We start from the raw sequence: 18,298 nt of genomic DNA on the forward strand, positions 1-18,298 counted from the left end.
CTCCTTCCGTTCCAGCCCACTTAGGTGGTGGGCAAGCGAATTACAAAGGCGGTGCTATCTAACCAGCCGCCGCCAGCAAGACCCCTGCAAGGGCGGATAGCGCGAGTGTCGCCAGCATGCCGATCTTCAGCTTCAGGATGGCGATCATGGCGGCACCCGAAAGCAAGGCCGCACGCCAGTCGATCGACGAAAGCACCGGCACATTCATGCCAAGACCCGTCGCATGCACCTCACGGAAGATGACGTGCAAGCCAAACCATAGGGCCAGATTCATAATCACCCCGACAATTGCGGCGGTGATCGCGCCCAGTGCGGCCGACAGTGCCTTGTTGCCGCGCAACGCCTCGATGTAGGGCGCCCCGAGGAATATCCAGAAAAAGCAGGGCGTGAACGTCACCCACAGGGTGAGCAACGCCCCCAGCGATCCGGCAAGCAACGGGTCCAGCGAGCCGGAGTGGCGGAACGCGGCGATGAAGCCGACGAACTGCAGCACCAGGATGAGCGGCCCCGGCGTCGTTTCGGCAAGCCCAAGGCCATCAACCATTTCACCAGGGGCCAGCCAGCCGAAGGACTGGACGGCTGCCTGCGCGACATAGGCAAGCACCGCATAGGCGCCACCGAAGGTGACGACAGCCATGAGACTGAAGAACCGGCCTATCTCGGTCCAGACGCTTGCAGAGCCGGTGAACCACCAGATCAAAAGAACAGGCCCGAGCCAGAGCGGCAGCCAGATGGCGACGGTGCGCGGCGCATGCCATTTGGTCGGTTTGACATGGGCGAGTTCGCCGCGTTCGAACATCAGGTCGACCGCTCCCTTGAAGTCGGCAACATCGTCCTTGCCATGGGCCGAGCCGGAAAACAGGCCGGGAGCAATGCGATCCCCCAGCCATCCCGTCAGGCCGGCGAACAAGACGATGAGCGGAAACGGCACATTCAACGCATAGATGGCGATGAACGCCGCGACCGCGATCGACACCATGACCCGGTTCTTGAGGGCGCGCCGTCCGATCCGGATCACCGCCTCGATGACGATGGCAAGCACCGCCGCCTTCACCCCGAAAAACAGCGCCGCGACGAGTGGCATGTCGCCGTAGAGCATGTAAAGGCTGCTCAAGACGAGCATGACCAGCGCGCCCGGCACGACGAACAGGATGCCGGCGACAAGGCCGCCGATCGTCCTGTGCAGCAGCCAGCCGACATAGATGGCGAGTTGCTGGGCTTCCGGGCCAGGCAGCAACATGCAGTAGTTCAACGCATGCAGGAAGCGCTGTTCACCGATCCAGCGCCGGTCCTCGACCAGCTCCTTGTGCATCAGCGCGATCTGCCCGGCAGGTCCGCCGAAGCTGAGCAATCCGATCCTCGCCCAGACCTTCGTGGCTTCCGCGAAGGTCGGCGCAGCCGGCGGCTCGACGGCCACCGCCTTGTTGTCGGGGACAAGAATGGTCATGACGGCTTACCCGCAGCGGGCCAGTTGTGCGTTTCTTCGGTGGCGTCGCGACACCAGCGGAAGAACGCGTCGTAGAGCAGCATGCCTGCTTCCAGTTGTTCCAGATCGTCGCGGTACATACGCGACAGACCCAGCGAGGCAGCCAGAAAACCGGCCGCCTGGGGCACCAAGTCGAGGCTTGCGGTGTCGGCCGCGCGCACGATTACGGCGAGGCGATCGAGCGCCTCGGATTCCAACCCGAACTCCTCGATCATCGTGTCGAAGGTGCAGCGTTCGCCACGATGGCTCCAGAACACATTGTCGATGTCGAACGGCACGGCCTGAAAGCGGTCGGCAACAGCCAATACTTCGGCGGGCTCGACAAACAGGAACACCGCGTCGGGGTCGAGGAAACGCCGGATCAGCCATGGGCAAGCGATGCGGTCGACCTTCGGGCGCGATCGCGTCACCCAGACGGTGGCGCCCTTTTCATTGCGCGGCGGCATTTTGGCGGTGCGGACCAGAAGTCCCCCGGCATCGCGCCAGGCCTCAAACCCGCTTTCAAGGGATTCGGCTGATATCCCCTCATGGCGCAGCCATGCAACGACGCCTTGCGAGAGCTTTTGCCCCTTCTGGCATACGACGGCCACCGGCTTGCCGGCGAATGCGGCCGCCCAGGTCGAAACGGTTTTGAAATCGCGCCGGCACGAAGCCGGCAACAGGCGCGGGTCGGCGTCGAAATCGTCATCGATGCGAACATCGATAATGACAGGCGCGCCCGGCAGACCGATGAGCCGGGACAGTTGCGATACAGTGATAGCGGTTGTTGACGGCATGGCGTCCACCTCCTGGAAGAGAAGCTTGGACGCGAACGTTGGGCTGACGCCTCACGGGGTCGTCGCGATGCACCCCTTGTCATGATGGTGGATTTGTTGGGCGCGCTTGTCAAGGACGGTGACCGTTCTCGACCTACCCGGCAACACGCTGACCGGAAAACCGACGGCGGCTTGATTTGATCAAGCCGCCATCCGTCGATCCAGAATCAATGATTGTCCCCGGAGCAATCAGTGATTGTCCCCGGAGCAATCAGTGATTGTCTCTGGGAACGCCGCTGGTGTGCGCGACGTCCTGATACTTCACCGCCGGCTTCAGCACCATTCCCTCCGAGAACTGCGCGACCATGCCGCGCTGGATCTCCTGCCAGGGTGTCTGGTGCTTGGGATAGTGGAAGCCACCATTGTTCTGCAGTTCGGCGCGGCGCCGGGTGATCTCGTCGTCGGTAACGAGGATGTCGGCCGTGCCCTTACGCAAGTCGATGCGGACCCTGTCGCCCGTCTTGAGCAGCGCCAGTCCGCCGCCGATCGCCGCTTCCGGCGAGGCGTTGAGGATCGATGGCGAACCCGACGTACCCGACTGGCGGCCGTCCCCGATGCAAGCGAGCGCGTGGATGCCCTTCTTGATGAGATAGGCCGGCGGCTGCATGTTGACGACTTCGGCACCGCCTGGATAGCCGACCGGGCCAGCGCCGCGCATGAACAGGATGGTGTGTTCGTCGATGCCTTGCGCCGGGTCGTCGATGCGGGCGTGGTAATCCTCCGGCCCATCGAAAACCATGGCGTTGCCTTCGAAAGCCTCGGGATCCTTGGGGTTGGAGAGATAGCGTTCGCGGAATTCCGGCGAGATGCCGCTGGTCTTCATGATCGCCGAATCGAACAGATTGCCCCGAAGATTGATGAAGCCGGCATTGGCCTTCAGCGGCTTGGCGACAGAGCGGATGACGTCGGGATTTTCGTTGGCGACGCCCTCGCTATTCTCACCGATCGACTTGCCGTTGACGGTGCGCGCGCCGGGATGCGGCAACAGCCCGCCCTTCATCAGTTCGGCGATGACCGCCGGCACGCCGCCGGCATGGTGGTAGTCCTCGCCAAGGTATTCGCCCGTCGGCTGCAAATTGACCAGTAGCGGCACATTGAGGCCGACCGTCTGCCAGTCGTCATTGTCGAGCTTGACTCCAAGGTGGCGCGCGATGGCGTTGAGGTGGATCGGCGCGTTGGTCGAGCCGCCAATGGCCGAATTGACGACGATAGCGTTCTCGAAAGCTTCTCTCGTCATGATGTCGGACGGCTTCAGATCCTCATGCACCATCTCGACGATGCGCTTTCCGGTCTCATAGGAAATCTGGCCGCGCTCGCGGTAGGGCGCGGGAATCGCGGCCGAGCCCGGCAACTGCATGCCAAGCGCTTCGGCCAGCGAGTTCATCGTGGTGGCGGTGCCCATGGTGTTGCAATAACCGGTGGACGGCGCCGACGAGGCGACGATGTCCATGAACTCGTCATAATCGATCTCGCCGGCCGACAGGCGCTGGCGCGATTCCCAGACGATGGTGCCGGAGCCGGTGCGCTTGCCCTTGTGCCAGCCATTGAGCATCGGCCCGACCGACAGCGCGATCGCCGGGATGTTGACGGTGGCCGCCGCCATCAGTAGCGCCGGCGTCGTCTTGTCGCAACCGATGGTGAGCACGACGCCATCGAGCGGATAGCCGTAGAGCACTTCGACAAGGCTGAGATAGGCAAGGTTGCGGTCAAGTGCCGCGGTGGGGCGCTTGCCGGTCTCCTGGATCGGATGGCAGGGGAATTCGAAAGGAATGCCGCCCATCGAGACGATGCCTTCGCGCACACGCTTGGCGAGTTCGATATGGTGACGGTTGCAAGGCGACAGATCCGAGCCGGTCTGTGCGATGCCGATCAGCGGCTTGCCGGACATCAGTTCGGCGCGCGTCAGGCCGTAATTGAGATAGCGCTCGAGATAGAGCGCCGTCATGCCCGGATTGTCGGGATTGTCGAACCACTCCTGCGAGCGAAATTTTTTCTTGTGGGTGGGGGCGCCTGCCATCATGGTCTCCGTATTTGTAAGACAAATCGATATGGCAACGCGCGGGAGCAGGCAAGAGGGCGTGCGGTCGCAACCGGACTTTGGTGCGATAGACACGCACCAAGCCGTGCGTTACGGGTTCCGACAGTCTTGTCCGGGAGGTTTTCATGGCTTTGGTGATCGAAGGCGAGGAGCGCATTGCCGCACCGCTGCAAAAAGTGTGGGAAGCGCTGAACGATCCCGAGGTCTTGAAGGCGACCATTCCCGGCTGCCAGAGCCTGGAGATGAAGTCGCCGACCGAGATGGCGGCAACCGTGGTGGTGAAGATCGGACCGATCAAGGCGACGTTCAACGGCGAAGTGACGCTGAAGAACCTGAAGCCGCCGCACTCCTACACCATCCAGGGCGAAGGCAAGGGCGGCATTGCCGGCTTCGCCAAGGGTGGCGCCGACGTGACGCTGACGGCAGATGGACCTGACGCCACGGTATTGAACTACGCGGCCAAGGCCGATGTCGGCGGCAAGATCGCCCAGCTCGGCAGCCGCCTGATCGAATCGACCTCGAAGAAACTGGCCGGACAGTTTTTTTCGTCGTTCGGCGAAAAGGTCGGCGGCTGAGCCCTCAAGCGGGCATCACTCGAACACAATACTCGGCACCGCCGCTGCCGCCGCGCCACGCTCTTCATTGACCCGGTCCCAGACCTTCGAAGCGATGTCGCGATAGATTTTCGCCTCGGCGCCGTCAGGCTTCGAGACGACAACCGGCGTGCCGGCATCCGAACTTTCGCGGATGCCCATCTCGAGCGGCACTTCGCCAAGGAAGGTGACGCCGAGGCGCTCGGCCTCGCGGCGCGCGCCGCCATGGCCAAAGATGTCGTAGCGCTTGCCGGTGTCCGGGGCGATGAAATAGCTCATGTTCTCGATGATGCCGAGCAACGGGACGTCGACCTTCTTGAACATGTTGAGGCCTTTTCGCGCGTCGATCAGGGCCAGATCCTGTGGCGTCGAGACGATGACAGCACCAGCCAGCGGCACCTGCTGGGCCATGGTCAGTTGCGCGTCGCCGGTACCGGGCGGCATGTCGACGACGAGCACGTCGAGACGGCCCCATTCGACCTCGCGCAGCATCTGCGTCAGCGCCGACATCACCATCGGGCCGCGCCAGATCATCGGCGTTTCCTCGTCGACGAGGAAGCCCATCGACATCACCTTCAGGCCGTAATTCTCCATCGGTTTCAGGATCTTGCCGTCGACGGTCTGCGGCCGTCCGTGGATGTTGAGCAGCCTGGGCATGGACGGTCCGTAGATGTCGGCATCCAGCACGCCGACGCGCAAGCCGTTGGCGGCGAGGCCGAGCGCGATGTTGACGGCGGTGGTCGACTTGCCGACGCCGCCCTTGCCGGAGGCAACGGCAATGATCGCCTCGATACCGGGCACGCCACGCTTGCCCGAGCTGTGCGAGGCCGGTGCGTGCGGAGTCGCACGCGCCGCGGCGGCAGCGGGCTGAGCCGGCGGCGCGGGCCTGGGTGCGGGGCGCGAGGGAACCGGCGCCTCCATGCCGCCGCCCTTCTTTTCGGCCGTCAGCGCGACGACGGCGCCGGCGACACCGGGGATCGCCTTGACGACACGCTCGGCGGCAGCGCGCAGCGGCTCCATCTCCTGGGCGCGGGCGGCGGGAACGGTAATCGAGAAGAAGACCTTCCCGTCGGCGATGAAAATTTCCGAAACCATGCCGAGGTCGACGATGTTGCCGGTGAAATCCGGCCCGTTGACCGTCTTCAGACGCTCGGTGACGATTTCCTTGGTGACGGACATGGCAGTTTTTCCTTACGCAGCTTGCGCCTGAGATGCAGCTTGCACCTGAGATAATGCAGTTTCCGGACAGAACCAAGCCGTGGAGCAATGGCTGTCTTGGCGTGCCTGAAAAAGCGGCGGGTCCTGTCGGATTTCATCCGCGCCAAACGTCTTCCAGATAATCGAGCGCCGATGCGGCCAACAATCAGGTCAAGCGACAGTCGTCAAACGATCGCGGCGACCTATTTCGGTGACCAGCACGGGCCGACAACCAGGAAAGGAGACCATCATGCTCGCAAACAGCAACGCAACGGCAAATCTGGCGGTAAGCGACCTGGCAAAGGCCAAGGCTTTCTACGAGGGAACGCTTGGCCTGCAACAGGTGCACGATGAGGGCGGCGAACTGATCGTCTACAAAAGTGGCGATACCACCCTCAACGTCTATCATTCCCAATTTGCCGGAACCAATAAGGCGACAGCGGTGACCTGGATGGTTGGCGACGGGATCGGCGATATCGTCAAGGCGCTGAAGTCGAAGGGCGTCGCCTTCGAGCACTATCAGATGCCGGGCCTGACACTGGAGGGCGATATCCACGTCGGTTACGGAATGAAGGTCGCCTGGTTCAAGGATCCAGACGGCAACATCCTGAACCTTGTGGACAGGTAGATTTCCTCACCTCACCTCGCCAGGCCAACCGCGAGGTAGGTGAGCGCCGAAATCAAAGCGGTGGCCGGCAGGGTGACGATCCAGGCAATGACGATATTGCCGGCAATGCCCCAGCGCACGGCCGAGACGCGGCGGGCGGCGCCGACGCCGATGATGGCGCCGGTGATCGTGTGCGTGGTCGATACGGGAACGCCGAGCCAGGTCGCGGCAAACAGCGTGATCGCCCCACCGGTCTCGGCGCAAAAACCCTGCATCGGGTTCAGCCGGGTGATCTTCGAGCCCATGGTGTGGACGATGCGCCAGCCGCCGAACAACGTACCGAGCGCCAGCGCCGTCTGACAGGTGAGCACGACCCACAGCGGCACATAGAAAGTCGCGCCGAGCATGCCTTGCGAATAGAGCAGCACGGCAATGATGCCCATGGTCTTCTGGGCGTCATTGCCGCCGTGCCCGAGGGAATAGAGCGAGGCGGAAAAGAACTGCATGACGCGGAAGGTGCTGTCGACCGCAAACGGTGTCTGGCGCACGAAGAGCCAGGAAACGGCAAGGATCAGGACAAGAGCCAGGATAAAGCCGGTCGCTGGCGACAAGACGATTGCCGCAACCGTCTTGCCAAGCCCTGTCCAGACGATGGCGCCCACGCCTGCCTTTGCCACACCGGCGCCGACCAGACCGCCAATCAGCGCGTGCGAGCTGCTCGACGGGATGCCGGCGATCCAGGTGACGATGTTCCAGACGATGGCGCCGACGAGCGCTGCAAAGATCACCGCCGGGGTGACGATGCTGACGTCGATGATACCCTTGCCCACGGTCTCGGCAACGTGGAGGCCGAAGAACATGAAGGCGATGAAATTGAAGAATGCCGCCCACAGCACCGCATATTGCGGCCGCAGCACGCGGGTGGAAACGATGGTGGCGATGGAATTGGCGGCATCGTGCAGGCCGTTGAGAAAGTCGAAGAACAGTGCGACGGCGACGAGGCCGGCCAGCACGGGAAAGGCAATGGTGGCTTCCATCACCTAGACATTCTCAATGACGATGCCGCTGATCTCGTTGGCGACGTCCTCGAAGCGGTCGACCACCTTTTCCAGCTGGCCATAAATCTCTGAGCCGATCATATAGGCCATCGGATCGCTGCTGCCGTGCTTCCTGAAGAGATCCTTCAGCCCTTGCTCATGCAGGTCGTCGGCCCGGCTTTCGACGCGCATTACCTCTTCGGCGATGGCGTTGAGGCGCACAGTATGCGTCGCGACCTTGCTGAGCAGCGGGATCGCCTCGGCCACCAGCTTGGCGGCGGCGACGATGACGCCACCCATTTCCTGCATCAGCGGATCGAACTCCTTGCGCTCGAACAGCTTCACCGTCTTGACCGTCTTGTGCATCATATCGATGGCATCATCCATCGACTGGATCAGGTCCTTGATGTCGCCGCGATCGAAAGGCGTGATGAAGGAGCGCCGCACCGCCAGCAGGACTTCCGCGGTGATGTGGTCGGCCTCATCTTCGAGATCGATGATTTTCTGGCACCATAGGTCGATATCCCTGCCCTGGAGAAGCTGCTCCAGCGCCTCGGCGCCGCCGACCACGGTGCGGGAATGTCGTTCGAACAGGTCGAAGAAGCGATCTTCGCGCGGCAAAAGCTTGCGGAACCAGCCCAGCATGGTCGATCTCCCAGTTTCATCCACATAGCGCCGCATCGCGCCGCGGGAAACAGGTAGCCGGCTTAAAGGTGTGGATGCCGGGCAATTGTGCGTGGTGCTTGCGGTAGAGCACAATTTCCCCGACCTTGCAGCGAACGACCGGAAAGATCGCATGATCGACAAGCTGGAATTCTTCATCGCGCTCGCCAGGGAGGAGCATTTCGGCCGGGCGGCGGAGGTATGCGGCGTCACCCAACCGACGCTCTCGGCCGGCATCAAGCAGTTGGAAGGCCAGCTTGGCGTCATGCTGGTTCTGCGCGGCTCACGCTTCCAGGGGCTGACGCCGGAGGGAAAACAGGTGCTGGTGTGGGCACGCCGCATCGTCGGCGACACCAGAACCATGCGCGAGGAAATGCGCGCGGCGCGCCACGGACTTTCCGGCCGTATCCGCATCGCCGCCATCCCGACGGCGCTCGCCATGCTGCCGCGGCTGACGACGCCGTTTCGCGAAAAGCATCCCGGCGTCACCTTTTCGGTGCTGTCGCGGACCTCGATCGAGGTGCTGTCGCTGCTCGGCAATTTCGACATCGATGCCGGGATCACCTATCTCGACAACGAGCCGCTGGGGCGGGTGACCAGCGTGCCGCTCTATGACGAGCGCTACCAACTGATCACCGCGATGGGGAATCCCTATTCCGACCGCGACAAAGTGACATGGGCGGAGCTCTCGAGCCTGCCGCTGTGTCTGTTGACGCCGGACATGCAGAACCGCCGCATCATCGATCAGCATCTGGCCGAAGCCGGCGTGCAGGTGCGACCGACGCTGGAATCCAATTCCATGATCGTGCTGTTTTCGCACATCCGCACCGGCAAATGGTCGTCGATCATGCCGCTCAACCTTGCGGAAACATTCGGCTTTTCCGAGCCGATCCGGGCCATTCCGATCATCGAGCCAGATGCCAGCCACACGGTCGGCCTGGTGGCGACACCGCGCGAACCGCACACACCTTTGGTCTCGGCGCTGCTGGACGAGGCAATGGCGCTGGCGGACGATTTCCACGCCAACCGTTCCGCTAGACAGAGTTAGCCAAACGGAACGATAGAAAATTTCTATCGTACAACGAAACCGCTTTATTGATTTCAGAGGTTTTCTCTGGTTTCTTAAGCACTTAGCGATAAAGCGGCACGCGCATGTCGTTGTTCCAAAACAGCTTGATGCTCTTGGCCGATAGTATGGGTCGCTACGATAGGGAGGGCGCTGCATGACAATGCAGCCTGCAAGTACCGAGATTACGTCGCGCACGGCCGCGATCATCCAGGAGATGAAGGGCCTCGAAGGCCCATTGCTGCCGATCCTTCACGGCATCCAGGAAGAGTTCGGCCATGTGCCCAAGGATGCGCTGCCGGTCATCGCCGAGGCGCTGAACATTTCCAGGGCCGAGGTGCACGGCGTCGTCAGCTTTTATCATGATTACCGCAGCCACCCGGCAGGCAGGCATGTGCTGAAGCTCTGCCAGGCGGAATCCTGCCAGTCGATGGGTTCGGACGCCATCGCCGCCAAGCTGAAGCAATTGCTGGGCATCGGCTTCCATGAGACGACCCGCGACGGTTCGGTGACGCTGGAGCCGGTCTATTGTCTCGGCCTGTGCGCCTGTTCGCCCGCCGCAATGCTGGATGGCGAGGTGATCGGGCGGCTCGATGACGAGAAGCTCGACGAGATCGTTGCAGAGGTGCGCTCATGATCCCGCGTATCTACATTCCCGGCGATTCCGGTGCGCTGGCGCTTGGCGCCGAAAAGGTCGCCAAGGCGATCGCCGGCGAACTCGCCGAGCGCGGCATCGAAGCCAAGATCGTGCGCAACGGGTCGCGCGGCGCCTATTTCCTCGAGCCTATGGTCGAAGTCGCGACAGCCAATGGCCGCATCGCCTACGGGCCGGTCAAGCCGTCCGACGTCAAAAGCCTGTTCGACAGCGGCTTCCTCACCGGCGGCCACCACAAGCGCTGGCTGGGCACGCCGGACAAGATCCCCTTCCTGGCCAAGCAGACGCGGCTGACCTTCGCGCGCTGCGGCGTCACGGATCCGCTTTCGCTCGAATCCTACAAGAAGCATGGCGGGTTGAACGGACTGACGAACGCGCTGGCGCTGACGCCTGCCGCCACCGTCGCCCAGGTTACCGAGTCGGGCCTGCGCGGGCGCGGCGGCGCAGGCTTCCCGACCGGCATCAAGTGGAAAACGGTGCTCGATACCGCAGGCGACCGCAAATACATCGTCTGCAACGCCGACGAAGGCGATTCGGGTACCTTCGCCGATCGCATGATCATGGAGGGCGATCCCTTCGTGCTGATCGAAGGCATGACGATCGCCGGTATAGCCACGGGCGCGACGAAGGGCTTCGTCTATGTCCGCTCGGAATATCCGCATGCGGTGGCGGTGATGAACAAGGCCGTCGAGATCGCCCGCAAGGCTGGCGTTCTTGGCGCCAGCGTGCTGGGCTCACCCTACGCTTTCGACATGGAGATCCGGGTCGGCGCCGGCGCCTATGTCTGCGGCGAGGAGACGGCGCTGCTCGATTCGCTCGAGGGCAAACGCGGCATGGTTCGGGCAAAGCCGCCACTGCCGGCGCATAAGGGGCTGTTCGGCAAGCCGACGGTGATCAACAACGTCATCTCGCTGGCCTCGGTGCCTGTCATCATGGACAAGGGTGCGGCCTACTACAAGGATTTCGGCATGGGCCGCTCGCGCGGCACGATCCCGATCCAGATCGCCGGCAACGTCAAATATGCCGGTCTGTTCGAAGCCGCTTTCGGCATGACGCTGGGCGAGATCGTCGACGAGATCGGCGGCGGCACGGCCACGGGGCGCCCCGTCAAGGCCGTGCAGGTCGGCGGGCCGCTCGGCGCCTATTTCCCGCGCGCGCTGTTCGACACGCCATTCGATTATGAAGCCTTCGCCGCCAAGGACGGGCTGATCGGCCATGCCGGCATCGTGGTGTTCGACGACACCGCCGACATGCTGAAACAGGCGCGCTTCGCCATGGAGTTCTGCGCCATCGAAAGCTGTGGCAAATGCACGCCCTGCCGCATCGGCTCGACGCGCGGGGTTGAGACCATCGACAGAATAGTTGCGGGCATTGAGCCGGAGAAGAACCTCGCTCTGGTCACCGATCTCTGCAACACGATGAAGTTTGGTTCGCTCTGCGCGCTGGGCGGCTTCACGCCCTATCCCGTGATGAGCTCGATCACCCATTTCCCCGACGACTTCAAGCCAGCGCCCGTGCGCGTGGCTGCCGAATAGGAGCTGGCAGATGAACATCAAGGCCGACTTCCCCTCCCTCGTCGAAGAGATCGACTACGGAACCCCCCAATCGAAGGCGCAGAAGCAGGTCACGCTGAACGTCGACGGGCGCAGCATCACCGTGCCGGAAGGCACCTCGATCATGCGTGCGGCCATGGAGGGCGGGGTCGAGATCCCGAAGCTTTGCGCCACCGACATGCTGGACTCCTTCGGGTCGTGCCGTGTCTGCCTTGTCGAGATCGAAGGACGTGGCGGCACGCCGGCGTCCTGCACGACGCCCGTCGGCGAAGGCATGATCGTGCGCACGCAGACCGAGCGGCTCGACGCCATTCGCCGAGGCGTCATGGAACTCTACGTCTCCGACCATCCGACCGGCTGGAACGAACAGGCCGGAACCGGCGCCAGCGAGTTCGATGCAGTGGCGAAGTCGATCGGCCTGATCGAGAACCGCTACGGCATCGAAGGTCGCAACCACGTCAAGCCGGAAGGTGGCGTGGCGCCCGGCCATGGCTCGCTGGCGGTCGACTACATCGCCCGCGACGAGTCCAACCCCTATTTCACCTATGATGCCTCGCAATGCATCGTCTGCTCGCGCTGCGTGCGGGCCTGCGAAGAGGTGCAGGGCACCTTCGCGCTGACCATCGAGGGACGAGGCTTCGAATCCCGGGTTTCGGCGGGGATGCACGAGGCGTTCATCGATTCGGAATGCGTGTCCTGCGGCGCCTGCGTCCAGGCCTGTCCAACCGATGCGCTGCGTGAGAAGACGGTGCTTGCCAAGGGCCTGCCGGAGCGCTCCGCCGTCACCACCTGTGCCTATTGCGGCGTCGGCTGCTCATTCAAGGCCGAGGTGAAGGGTGACGAAGTCGTTCGCATGATGCCCTATAAGGAGGGCAAGGCGAACCACGGCCATTCCTGCGTCAAGGGCCGTTTCGCCTATGGCTATGCCACCCACAAGGACCGCGTCCTGTCGCCGATGATCCGGGAAAAGGTCACCGACCCGTGGCGCGAGGTGAGTTGGGAAGAGGCGATCGCCCATACGGCCAAGGAATTCCGCCGCATCCAGTACCAGTATGGACGCACCTCGATCGGCGGCATAACCTCCTCGCGCTGCACCAATGAGGAAACTTACCTAGTCCAGAAGATGGTGCGGCAAGGTTTCCGCAACAACAATGTCGACACCTGCGCACGAGTCTGCCATTCGCCGACGGGCTACGGGCTCGGCCAGACCTATGGCACCTCCGCTGGCACGCAGGATTTCGATTCCGTCGACTTCACCGACGTCGCCGTCATCATCGGCGCCAATCCGGCTTCCGCCCACCCGGTGTTCGCCTCGCGGCTGAAGAAGCGGCTGCGCCAGGGCGCCAAGCTGATCGTGCTCGATCCGCGCCGCACCGAGATGGTCAAGTCGGCCCATATCGAAGCGGATTACCACCTGCCGCTGAAGCCCGGCACCAATGTGGCCGTGCTGACGGCGCTGGCGCATGTGATCGTCACCGAGGGCCTGTTCGACGAAGCCTTCATCCGCGAACGCTGCGACTGGACGGAGTTCCAGGATTGGGCATCGTTCGTCGCCTTGCCGGAAAACAGCCCCGAAACCGTCGGCAAATTGTCCGGCGTCGATCCCGAGCTGATCCGCGGTGCTGCGCGTCTCTACGCCACCGGCGGCAACGGCGCGATCTATTACGGCCTCGGCGTGACGGAACACAGCCAGGGTTCGACCACTGTGATGGCAATCGCCAATCTCGCCATGGCCACCGGCAATATCGGCCGGCCCGGCGTCGGCGTGAACCCGCTGCGCGGCCAGAACAACGTGCAGGGCTCCTGCGACATGGGCTCCTTCCCGCACGAACTGCCCGGCTACCGCCACATCTCCGGCGAAGCCGTGCGCGATATCTATGAGACCTTGTGGGGCGTGAAGCTGGACGACGAACCCGGCCTGCGCATCCCCAACATGCTGGACGCCGCCGTCGACGGCAGCTTCAAGGGCATCTACATCCAGGGCGAAGACATTCTGCAGTCCGATCCCGACACCAAGCATGTCGCCGCCGGCCTTGCCGCGATGGAATGCGTCGTCGTGCACGACCTGTTCCTCAACGAGACCGCAAACTATGCGCATGTCTTCCTGCCGGGCTCGACTTTCCTGGAGAAGGACGGCACCTTCACCAACGCCGAGCGCCGCATCAACATGGTGCGCAAGGTTCTTGAGCCGAAGGCGCGCTACGCCGATTGGGAGGCGACGCAGGAGCTTGCCCGCGCGATCGGGCTGGACTGGAACTATCAGCATCCCTCGGAGATCATGGACGAGATCGCGATGACGACGCCGAGCTTTGCCGGCGTCTCCTTCGAGTTGCTCGACCGCGTAGGATCCGTGCAATGGCCCTGCAACGAGAAGGCGCCGCTCGGCACCCCGATCATGCACATCGATGCGTTCGTGCGCGGCAAGGGCAAGTTCATCCGGACCGAATATGTGGCGACGGACGAAAGGACGGGGCCGCGCTTCCCGCTGCTGCTCACCACCGGCCGCATCCTGTCGCAGTACAATGTCGGCGCGCAGACCAGGCGCACCGACAACAGCATGTGGCACTCGGAGGACCGGCTAGAGATCCACCCGCACGATGCCGAGAACCGCGGCTTGCGCGACGGCGACTGGGTCCGGCTGACGAGCCGCTCGGGCGAAACGACGCTGCGCGCGCTGATCACCGACCGGGTGTCGCCCGGTGTGGTCTACACGACGTTCCACCATCCGGACACGCAGGCCAACGTCATCACCACCGACTTCTCGGACTGGGCGACGAACTGTCCGGAATACAAGGTGACGGCGGTGCAGGTCGGCGCCTCCAACGGACCGTCGGAATGGCAGCGCGACTATGACGAGCAGGCCAAGCAGAGCCGGCGCATCGCGAAGCTGGAAGCGGCGGAATAGCTTTTGGGAACCTCGCTTTCGATAAAATGAGGGCGACGTTGCAATGACGGAGGAACAAAGGTGACTCGAAAGGAAGCCTACGAAATGCTCCTTCGCCTTTGTGAGAAGCAAGGCGCCGATCTGGATCGCTTCCTAAGTGATATTCAGGGACATGCTGCCAAAGAGGATTTCGAAAAGCTTCGGAGCATCGTCGGCAAGATAATGGGCAACGGACACTACGAGGCGTTTGAAGCCATTGCCCATGATGTTCCCGAATTGGCGCCTGTTTGGATGAAGCGAACCTGATGCGTACCCGCCAGCCTCTCAGCCAAATTTCCCGCTTGGCGCATCGCGCCAGCGGCACGGCTGCTGCCGACCGCATGGTGCCGGAAGAGACGCCGGTGGCGTTCTCCTTTGCCGGCACCACCCACGCCGTGATGATGGCGAGCCCGGCCGACTTCGAGGATTTCGCGCTCGGCTTCTCGCTGACCGAAGGCATCATCTCGTTACCGGATGAGATCGAAGCGATCGAGGTCGAGGACCATGGCGCCGGCATCGACATCCAGATCCGGCTGAAGGACCGAGCCAACACTCGTTTTGAAGCGCGGCGGCGAAGGCTCGCCGGCCCGGTCGGCTGCGGGCTCTGCGGCATCGAATCGATCGAGGAAGCAATGCGCTCGGTCGATGCGGTTGGTGCTTCAAAGCTTACGCTTGATGCCGACGACATTGTCCGTTCGGTCAAGCTTCTGTCGAAAGTGCAGCCGCTGCACACCGAGACCGGAGCCGTGCACGCCGCCGGCTTCTATGTACCTGGCAAGGGCATCGTCATGGCGCGCGAAGATGTCGGCCGTCACAATGCGCTCGACAAGCTGGCCGGCGCGCTGGCCAAAGCCCGCATCGACGGCGCATCCGGTGCTGTCGTGGTGACATCCAGGGTTTCGGTTGAAATGGTGCAGAAGACGGCTTCTATCGGCTCGGCCTTCATCATCGCCGTCTCGGCGCCGACCGCACTTGCCATCCGCACGGCGCAAGAGGCCGGCATGACGCTGGTGGCGCTGGTTCGCGGCGACGATTTTGATATTTTCACCCACCCCGACCGGGTGGTTTGCGGAGTTGCCAAGCATGTCGCATGACGAAGAACACATTATGAGCACCGCCGACAAGCTGGTGCGCATGGCAAACCAGATCGCCGATTTCTTCCATTCCAAGCCGCGCGAGGAAGGCATTGCCGGCGTCGCCGAGCACATCAACAAGTTCTGGGAGCCGAGGATGCGGCGGCAGTTCTTCGAAATGCTGGACGACGGCACCGGGAACTTCAACGAGTTGGTGGTGGCCGCCTCCGCCAGGATCAGGCGGCCGATCACGCCGGCTGCGGCCGACCTCAAACTCGGACTCGAGCCCTCCCCTGCCGATGTCGCCGCCTCGCAGGAATAGTCGCCAAGCCGCGCCGGCTTATATTCTCCATCGCTAAAGTTTAGCTGCGGCAATCTGCGCTGTTCTGCTATGGTTTGACGACCAGAAATCGTCAGGCCGGGGTGGAAATCTCGTGAGGCCGATCGAGACGCGATACGCCCGTAGCGGCGATGTGCGGATCGCCTATCAGGTGGTCGGGCAGGGATCGTTCGATCTCGTCTTCGTGCCGGGTTTCATTTCCAACCTCGACCTGCACTGGGAAGACGAGGGCTATACCAGGCTCTTGAAGCGGCTTTCGGCATTCTCGCGGCTGATCCTGTTCGACAAGCGCGGCACCGGTCTTTCCGACCGCGTCGACGCGCATAACCTGCCCAGTCTCGAAATGCGGATGGACGATGTGCGCGCGGTTATGGACGCCGCCGGCAGCGGCCGTGCAGCCCTGCTCGGCTCCTCCGAAGGCGCGCCGATGGCGATGCTGTTCGCCGCCACCTATCCGGAGCGGACGCGAGCTCTGGCGCTCTATGGCGGCTATGCGCATTTCCACAAATGGGTGATGTCGCGCGAACGCCTCGACGCTTTCATCGAGATGGCGGAGACAGCCTGGGGCACCGGCGCCACGCTGCCCCATTTCGCGCCGAGCCGGGTCGACGACGCGCATTTCGCTCAGTGGTGGGCACGTTTCGAACGATTATCGGCGAGCCCGACTTCGGCGGCGGCGCTGTGGCGCATGAACGCCGACGTCGACATCCGCCATATCCTGAGCGTGATCAGCGCGCCGACGCTTGTGATACATCGCCGCAACGATGCGCGGGTCGACCCCGATGCCAGCCGCTTCCTTGCGCAAAAGATTCCCGATGCCCGGCTCGTCGAGATTCCGGGACGCGATCATCCGATCTGGACCGGCGATGTCGATGGGGTGGCCGACTTGATCGAGGAATTCCTGACCGGCGAGCGCGCCGTAGGCGAAGTGGACCGTGTGCTGGCGGCGCTGCTGGTGACACGCATCTACGACACGGCGCGGCTCGGCGACCGCATGTGGAGCGAACGCAGCCAACGCTTTCAGGAAACCTGGCAGCTGCTGGTCGGGCGCCATGGCGGGCGCTCTGTGGGCCTGCAGGGCGAGTTGATGATTTCGCGCTTCGATGGCCCGGCACGCGCCATTCGCTGCGCGGCGGCGCTGCGCGAGGCGGCGCAGGAAATCGGCGTGGCAAGCGCGCAAGGGGCGCATGTCGGCGAGATCGAAGTGCGCGGTCCGCCCGTTGGGATGACGGCGCGGGTGGCGATGCAACTAGCCGCCCATGCCGGCCGCGGCGACATTATCGCGTCGCGTCTGATCGCCGATCTAGCGGCTGGGTCGGGCCTGCATTTCACCGACGCCGGGCGCATCAGCGTCGACGAGTTGGAGGAGCCGTTGGCGCTGGTCCATGCGACGTCCGAACAACACCTGGAACCCGCCTGCCGGCCCAAACCCAAGGCTGCCGAGCCTGCCGCATTGACGGCGCGCGAAACCGAGGTGGTGAGCCTCGTCGCCGACGGCAAGAGCAATGCCGCGATCGCCGCCGAATTGAGGCTGAGCGAACACACGGTCAAGCGCCATGTCGCCAACATACTGCTCAAGCTGGACCTGCCGTCGCGGGCGGCGGCGGCGGCGTTCTCAGTCAGGCACCCTGGCCCGCACGGGCCATGAGAGCCATGGCGCTTTCGGGCGAAGCGGCCAAGGGCGGCTAGGCGCTATCAATTCTCCCATGCAGGCCAGGCGGATGTCGCCGGAAAGGTGCTGCGAACGGAGGAGGAAATGCTGACGTCGAACCAAACACTCAAATCGCTTGTGATAGCGGCAGGCATTGGAGCGCTGTTCGCCATCGCTCCGGCAAAGGCCGAGGATGCGTCCGCGGCGGCGACCTACAAGGACATTGAGGCGACGCTCGGCTCGGTGCCGGACATGTTCAAGACGTTGCCGGATGTGGCCGTCGCCGGCGCCTGGGCCGAGATCAAGGGCGTGCAGCTCAACCCGAAGACGGCGCTTGACGGCAAGACCAAGGAACTGCTGGGCCTCGCCGTCGCAGCACAAATCCCGTGCCAGTATTGCATCTATTTCCACACCGAGGCGGCCAGGCTCAACGGCGCCAGCGACGAGGAGATCAAGGAGGCGGTGGCGATGTCCGCGATCGTGCGCCACTGGTCGACGATGCTCAACGGCAGCCAGGTCGATCTGACGACCTTCAAGAAGCAGGCCGACGACGTGTTCGCGGCCGTCAAGGCGAAGTCGCAGTAAAAACCACAGCCTGGCG

17 protein-coding genes are annotated in these 18,298 nt (G+C 63.2%); 11 read left to right on the forward strand and 6 right to left on the reverse strand.

Annotated features, from left to right (window positions below; genetic code table 11):
• Window positions 1-58: 58 nt before the first annotated feature.
• From chrA to NKI99_RS10750, 3 genes are all read right to left on the reverse strand, one after another.
• Window positions 59-1,447 carry a chromate efflux transporter gene (chrA, locus tag NKI99_RS10740; protein WP_352610804.1) on the reverse strand — a complete coding sequence of 463 codons (1,389 nt, stop codon included), beginning with the start codon at window positions 1,445-1,447 and terminating at the stop codon, window positions 59-61.
• A complete protein-coding gene (locus NKI99_RS10745; RefSeq protein ID WP_127290063.1) occupies window positions 1,444-2,262 on the reverse strand; it encodes a chromate resistance protein ChrB domain-containing protein in 819 nt (272 codons plus the stop codon). The genes chrA and NKI99_RS10745 overlap by 4 nt, the downstream gene beginning before the upstream one ends.
• Window positions 2,263-2,512: 250 nt before the next feature.
• The gene (locus tag NKI99_RS10750) at window positions 2,513-4,318 is read right to left on the reverse strand and encodes an IlvD/Edd family dehydratase (protein WP_023811496.1); all 1,806 of its coding nucleotides are present in this window, start codon (window positions 4,316-4,318) and stop codon (window positions 2,513-2,515) included.
• Window positions 4,319-4,464: 146 nt separating this feature from the next.
• Between NKI99_RS10750 and NKI99_RS10755 the strand changes: the two genes are divergently transcribed.
• Entirely contained in the window at window positions 4,465-4,914 is a 450-nt protein-coding gene (locus NKI99_RS10755; RefSeq protein ID WP_023811497.1) for an SRPBCC family protein, read from the forward strand.
• A gap of 15 nt (window positions 4,915-4,929) precedes the next feature.
• Here the strand turns inward: NKI99_RS10755 and NKI99_RS10760 are convergent, their stop codons facing one another.
• Window positions 4,930-6,111 carry an Mrp/NBP35 family ATP-binding protein gene (locus tag NKI99_RS10760; protein ID WP_352610806.1) on the reverse strand — a complete coding sequence of 394 codons (1,182 nt, stop codon included), beginning with the start codon at window positions 6,109-6,111 and terminating at the stop codon, window positions 4,930-4,932.
• A gap of 268 nt (window positions 6,112-6,379) precedes the next feature.
• Here NKI99_RS10760 and NKI99_RS10765 point away from each other — a divergent pair, with 268 nt between their 5' ends.
• The gene (locus NKI99_RS10765) at window positions 6,380-6,757 is read left to right on the forward strand and encodes a VOC family protein (RefSeq protein ID WP_023811693.1); all 378 of its coding nucleotides are present in this window, start codon (window positions 6,380-6,382) and stop codon (window positions 6,755-6,757) included.
• 11 nt (window positions 6,758-6,768) lie between these two features.
• Here the strand turns inward: NKI99_RS10765 and NKI99_RS10770 are convergent, their stop codons facing one another.
• The gene (locus NKI99_RS10770; RefSeq protein WP_023811692.1) at window positions 6,769-7,773 is read right to left on the reverse strand and encodes an inorganic phosphate transporter; all 1,005 of its coding nucleotides are present in this window, start codon (window positions 7,771-7,773) and stop codon (window positions 6,769-6,771) included.
• A gap of 3 nt (window positions 7,774-7,776) precedes the next feature.
• Window positions 7,777-8,418, reverse strand: coding sequence for a DUF47 domain-containing protein (locus NKI99_RS10775; protein ID WP_023811691.1), 642 nt, complete (start codon window positions 8,416-8,418; stop codon window positions 7,777-7,779).
• A 151-nt stretch (window positions 8,419-8,569) separates the two neighbouring features.
• Between NKI99_RS10775 and NKI99_RS10780 the strand changes: the two genes are divergently transcribed.
• The 9 genes from NKI99_RS10780 to NKI99_RS10820 all read left to right on the forward strand — a co-directional run bounded on the left by NKI99_RS10780 (window position 8,570) and on the right by NKI99_RS10820 (window position 18,282).
• The gene (locus NKI99_RS10780; RefSeq protein ID WP_027039670.1) at window positions 8,570-9,484 is read left to right on the forward strand and encodes a LysR family transcriptional regulator; all 915 of its coding nucleotides are present in this window, start codon (window positions 8,570-8,572) and stop codon (window positions 9,482-9,484) included.
• Window positions 9,485-9,659: 175 nt separating this feature from the next.
• A complete protein-coding gene (locus NKI99_RS10785; protein WP_023811689.1) occupies window positions 9,660-10,139 on the forward strand; it encodes a formate dehydrogenase subunit gamma in 480 nt (159 codons plus the stop codon).
• Window positions 10,136-11,692, forward strand: a complete 1,557-nt coding sequence (locus NKI99_RS10790) for a formate dehydrogenase beta subunit (protein WP_128304842.1) — start codon at window positions 10,136-10,138, stop codon at window positions 11,690-11,692. Before NKI99_RS10785 ends, NKI99_RS10790 begins: the two co-directional genes overlap by 4 nt.
• A gap of 10 nt (window positions 11,693-11,702) precedes the next feature.
• Complete coding sequence (gene fdhF / locus NKI99_RS10795) at window positions 11,703-14,615, forward strand: formate dehydrogenase subunit alpha (protein WP_352610807.1); 2,913 nt, start codon at window positions 11,703-11,705, stop codon at window positions 14,613-14,615.
• Window positions 14,616-14,699: 84 nt separating this feature from the next.
• Window positions 14,700-14,900, forward strand: a complete 201-nt coding sequence (locus NKI99_RS10800) for a thioredoxin domain-containing protein (RefSeq protein WP_155930580.1) — start codon at window positions 14,700-14,702, stop codon at window positions 14,898-14,900.
• Entirely contained in the window at window positions 14,900-15,727 is an 828-nt protein-coding gene (fdhD, locus tag NKI99_RS10805) for a formate dehydrogenase accessory sulfurtransferase FdhD (RefSeq protein ID WP_128304839.1), read from the forward strand. Before NKI99_RS10800 ends, fdhD begins: the two co-directional genes overlap by 1 nt.
• Entirely contained in the window at window positions 15,717-16,028 is a 312-nt protein-coding gene (locus NKI99_RS10810; RefSeq protein WP_352610808.1) for a formate dehydrogenase subunit delta, read from the forward strand. The genes fdhD and NKI99_RS10810 overlap by 11 nt, the downstream gene beginning before the upstream one ends.
• A gap of 112 nt (window positions 16,029-16,140) precedes the next feature.
• Entirely contained in the window at window positions 16,141-17,694 is a 1,554-nt protein-coding gene (locus tag NKI99_RS10815) for an alpha/beta fold hydrolase (protein WP_352610809.1), read from the forward strand.
• Between the two features lie 108 nt (window positions 17,695-17,802).
• Complete coding sequence (locus NKI99_RS10820; RefSeq protein ID WP_023811682.1) at window positions 17,803-18,282, forward strand: carboxymuconolactone decarboxylase family protein; 480 nt, start codon at window positions 17,803-17,805, stop codon at window positions 18,280-18,282.
• Window positions 18,283-18,298 lie beyond the last annotated feature (16 nt).

This window comes from Mesorhizobium sp. M0239 (assembly GCF_040321815.1).
Lineage (GTDB): Bacteria > Pseudomonadota > Alphaproteobacteria > Rhizobiales > Rhizobiaceae > Mesorhizobium.

What these genes read in the sequence shown, in the direction of transcription:
- chrA (WP_352610804.1), bottom strand. Translation starts at nt 1,447, where the DNA reads ATGACCATTCTTGTCCCCGACAACAAGGCGGTGGCCGTCGAGCCGCCG.
- NKI99_RS10745 (WP_127290063.1), bottom strand. Translation starts at nt 2,262, where the DNA reads ATGCCGTCAACAACCGCTATCACTGTATCGCAACTGTCCCGGCTCATC.
- NKI99_RS10750 (WP_023811496.1), bottom strand. Translation starts at nt 4,318, where the DNA reads ATGGCAGGCGCCCCCACCCACAAGAAAAAATTTCGCTCGCAGGAGTGG.
- NKI99_RS10755 (WP_023811497.1), top strand. Translation starts at nt 4,465, where the DNA reads ATGGCTTTGGTGATCGAAGGCGAGGAGCGCATTGCCGCACCGCTGCAA.
- NKI99_RS10760 (WP_352610806.1), bottom strand. Translation starts at nt 6,111, where the DNA reads ATGTCCGTCACCAAGGAAATCGTCACCGAGCGTCTGAAGACGGTCAAC.
- NKI99_RS10765 (WP_023811693.1), top strand. Translation starts at nt 6,380, where the DNA reads ATGCTCGCAAACAGCAACGCAACGGCAAATCTGGCGGTAAGCGACCTG.
- NKI99_RS10770 (WP_023811692.1), bottom strand. Translation starts at nt 7,773, where the DNA reads ATGGAAGCCACCATTGCCTTTCCCGTGCTGGCCGGCCTCGTCGCCGTC.
- NKI99_RS10775 (WP_023811691.1), bottom strand. Translation starts at nt 8,418, where the DNA reads ATGCTGGGCTGGTTCCGCAAGCTTTTGCCGCGCGAAGATCGCTTCTTC.
- NKI99_RS10780 (WP_027039670.1), top strand. Translation starts at nt 8,570, where the DNA reads ATGATCGACAAGCTGGAATTCTTCATCGCGCTCGCCAGGGAGGAGCAT.
- NKI99_RS10785 (WP_023811689.1), top strand. Translation starts at nt 9,660, where the DNA reads ATGACAATGCAGCCTGCAAGTACCGAGATTACGTCGCGCACGGCCGCG.
- NKI99_RS10790 (WP_128304842.1), top strand. Translation starts at nt 10,136, where the DNA reads ATGATCCCGCGTATCTACATTCCCGGCGATTCCGGTGCGCTGGCGCTT.
- fdhF (WP_352610807.1), top strand. Translation starts at nt 11,703, where the DNA reads ATGAACATCAAGGCCGACTTCCCCTCCCTCGTCGAAGAGATCGACTAC.
- NKI99_RS10800 (WP_155930580.1), top strand. Translation starts at nt 14,700, where the DNA reads ATGCTCCTTCGCCTTTGTGAGAAGCAAGGCGCCGATCTGGATCGCTTC.
- fdhD (WP_128304839.1), top strand. Translation starts at nt 14,900, where the DNA reads ATGCGTACCCGCCAGCCTCTCAGCCAAATTTCCCGCTTGGCGCATCGC.
- NKI99_RS10810 (WP_352610808.1), top strand. Translation starts at nt 15,717, where the DNA reads ATGTCGCATGACGAAGAACACATTATGAGCACCGCCGACAAGCTGGTG.
- NKI99_RS10820 (WP_023811682.1), top strand. Translation starts at nt 17,803, where the DNA reads ATGCTGACGTCGAACCAAACACTCAAATCGCTTGTGATAGCGGCAGGC.